Annotated in this window: 3 protein-coding genes; all 3 read left to right on the forward strand. The window is 66.9% G+C overall.

The genetic code is table 11. The features are described 5' to 3' along the window. Nucleotides 1-12 precede the first annotated feature (12 nt). The 3 genes from IT540_RS06095 to IT540_RS06105 all read left to right on the forward strand — a co-directional run bounded on the left by IT540_RS06095 (nt 13) and on the right by IT540_RS06105 (nt 2,730). Nucleotides 13-600, forward strand: a complete 588-nt coding sequence (locus IT540_RS06095) for a proton-conducting transporter membrane subunit (protein ID WP_291174504.1) — start codon at nt 13-15, stop codon at nt 598-600. Nucleotides 601-626: 26 nt separating this feature from the next. Beyond that, a complete protein-coding gene (gene nuoN, locus IT540_RS06100) occupies nt 627-2,066 on the forward strand; it encodes an NADH-quinone oxidoreductase subunit NuoN (protein ID WP_291174508.1) in 1,440 nt (479 codons plus the stop codon). Between the two features lie 112 nt (nt 2,067-2,178). Beyond that, nucleotides 2,179-2,730 (forward strand): NUDIX hydrolase, encoded by a 552-nt coding sequence (locus tag IT540_RS06105; RefSeq protein ID WP_291174506.1) that lies wholly within the window; start codon nt 2,179-2,181, stop codon nt 2,728-2,730. Nucleotides 2,731-2,906 lie beyond the last annotated feature (176 nt).

A 2,906-nucleotide genomic window follows, 5' to 3' on the forward strand; every position in this document is an offset into this window, starting at 1 on the left:
GTGCAGACGGACATGAAGAAGCTGATCGCGTACTCGTCGATCTCGCACATGGGGTTCGTGACGCTCGGGATCTTCCTGTTCAATCCCGCGGGAATGGAAGGCGCCGTCGTGCAGATGGTGTCTCACGGCTTCATCTCCGGTGCCCTCTTTCTGTGCGTCGGCGTGCTGTACGACCGGATGCACTCCCGCCAGATCGCCGATTACGGCGGCGTCGTGAGCCGGATGCCGATCTTCGCCGCCTTCTTCATGCTGTTCGCCATGGCGAATGCCGGCCTGCCGGGAACCAGCGGCTTCGTCGGCGAGTTCATGGTGATCATGGGCGCGGTGAAGGTCGAGTTCTGGTACGGCGCGCTCGCCGCGACCACGCTGATGCTCGGTGCCGCGTACACGCTCTGGATGTACAAGCGCGTCATCTTCGGTGCGGTGGCGAACGACCACGTCGCGGCGCTGGAGGACGTCGGGGGCCGGGAGATCCTGTTCCTCGCCGTCCTGGCCTTCTGCGTGCTGTTCATGGGGCTGTATCCCGCCCCGTTCACCGATGTCCTGCACGTCGGGGTGAATGATCTGCTCGCGCACGTCGCGCGCAGCAAGCTGCCCTGATCAGAGGAACCACCAACGTGGGCTACATGATTCCGGATCTGGCGCCCGCCGCGCCCGAGATCTTCCTGCTGATCGCGGCGTGCGCGCTGCTGCTCGTCGACCTGTTCATCAGCGACGACTTCCGCTGGGTGACCTATCTCGCCACGCTGTGCACGCTTGCTGCCACCGCGGTGCTGGCCGGCTGCGGGCTGGGCGAGCCCACGGTCGTGACGTTCAACGGCATGTTCATCGACGACATGATGTCCGACGTGCTGAAGATCTTCGTGTGCGTCGCCGTCGCCGTCATGCTCGTCTACTCGCGCGCCTACGTCGCGGCGCGAGGCATGTATCGCGGCGAGCTCTTCGTCCTGGCGCTTTTCGCCACGCTCGGCATGATGGTGATGGTCTCGGCGAACCACATGCTGCTGCTCTATCTGGGGCTGGAGTTGCTCTCGCTTTCCCTCTACTCGATGGTGGCGCTGCAGCGGGATTCGACGAACGCCACCGAGGCCGCCATGAAGTACTTCGTCCTCGGGGCGCTCGCGTCGGGGATGCTGCTCTACGGCATGTCCATGATCTACGGCGCGACTGGCGAAATGGAGCTGGGCAGCATCGCGGCGGCGGTGGCGCGGCTCGATACCGGACAGGCATTCCTGCTCGGCATGGGGCTCGTGTTCGTCGTGGCCGGGATCGGCTTCAAGCTCGGTGCCGTCCCCTTCCACATGTGGGTGCCGGACGTCTACCAGGGCGCCCCGACCGCCGTCACGCTCTTCATCGGTACGGCGCCCAAGCTGGCCGCGTTCGCGCTCGTGATGCGGCTGCTCGTTGCGGCCCTGGAGAATCTCGCGTTCGACTGGCAGATGATGCTGGTGATCATGGCCTTTGCGTCGATGGCCCTGGGCAACATCACGGCCATCGCCCAGACGAGCATCAAGCGGATGCTGGCGTACTCGACGATCTCGCACATGGGCTTCGTGCTGCTCGGCGTCATCGCCGCGGACGTCGTAGGCTACGGGGCGTCCATGTTCTACGTCGTCGTCTACGTGCTCACGAGCCTCGCCGGCTTCGGCATGGTCCTGCTGCTCGCGCGCGATGGCTACGAGGCGGACAGCCTGGACGACTTCCGCGGGCTGTCGCAGCGCAGCCCGTGGTATGCCTTCCTGATGCTCCTGGTGATGTTCTCCATGGCGGGGGTGCCGCCCACCGTCGGGTTCTACGCCAAGCTGTCCGTGCTGCAGGCCGTCGTGGATGCAGGGTATCTCTGGCTCGCCGTCGCGGCCGTCCTGTTCTCCGTGATAGGTGCGTTCTATTACCTGCGCATCGTCAAGCTCATGTACTTCGAGCCGGCGCGCGACGTCACGCCGATCCTGCCGCAGCCGGACATGCGCCTCGTGATGAGCGTGAACGGCCTCGCCGTTCTCGTGCTGGGCATCGTGCCCCAGCCGCTGATGGCGCTTTGCATCGCCTCCATCCGGCAGTCGTTCTGATCGCGCTCGGGCCCGGAACGCCCGCGGTCGTGCGCGCCTGCGGCATGTCGAGGCGGGCGGGCAGGGTTGGCGGGGCGAGTGCTGCGCCCGGCCTTCGCCGGCGGTGACGACGATGAAAGACCGCGACTTCACCGAGACCACGCTGTCTTCGCGCACCGTCTACCGCGGCCGCCTCCTGCACGTGAACGAAGACGAAGTCAGGCTCCCGGACGGTGCGACCGGACGGCGAGAGTACATCGTCCATCCCGGGGCGGCGATGATGCTCGCCATGCCCGACGAGCACACCGTCCTTCTCGAACGACAGTACCGGCACCCGCTGCGGCGCCACGTGTACGAGCTGCCGGCCGGAAAGATCGATCCCGGCGAGGATGCCCTGCAGACGGCCAGACGGGAGTTGCTGGAGGAGACGGGGTACACGGCGCGCGACTGGCGCCACCTCACGACGCTCTATCCCGTGGTCGCCTACTCGGACGAGCGTGTCGAGTTGTATCTCGCGCGCGGCCTGGAGCACGTGGGGCACCGGCTCGACGAAGGCGAATTCCTGGAGGTCATCACGCTGCCGCTCGCCACTGCGGTGGACTGGGCGCGCACCGGGCGCATCGTCGAGGCCAAGACCATCCTCGGTCTGCTGCTCGCGGAGAAGATCGTCGCCGGTCAGTGGTGATCGCGCTGCCGTGGCGCTTCGCCGGGCGATCCTGCGTGCATGGGGCGCCGGCGGGCGCTTGGGTCAGGCGACGCTGGCGGGGCGGGCGTCGGGCGGATCCTCCGCGCCGGCGTCGAGCGGGTGCGGCGCGCGGTACAGGAAACCCTGCCCGTACTGGGCGCCCATCTCCATCAGCA

This window comes from Hyphomicrobium sp., from assembly GCF_020852195.1.
In the GTDB taxonomy this organism is placed as follows: domain Bacteria; phylum Pseudomonadota; class Alphaproteobacteria; order Rhizobiales; family Hyphomicrobiaceae; genus Hyphomicrobium_C.

Excerpts from the sequence above, each read along its gene's own strand:
- IT540_RS06105 (WP_291174506.1), top strand. The coding sequence starts at position 2,179 with ATGAAAGACCGCGACTTCACCGAGACCACGCTGTCTTCGCGCACCGTC.
- IT540_RS06095 (WP_291174504.1), top strand. The coding sequence starts at position 13 with ATGAAGAAGCTGATCGCGTACTCGTCGATCTCGCACATGGGGTTCGTG.
- nuoN (WP_291174508.1), top strand. The coding sequence starts at position 627 with ATGATTCCGGATCTGGCGCCCGCCGCGCCCGAGATCTTCCTGCTGATC.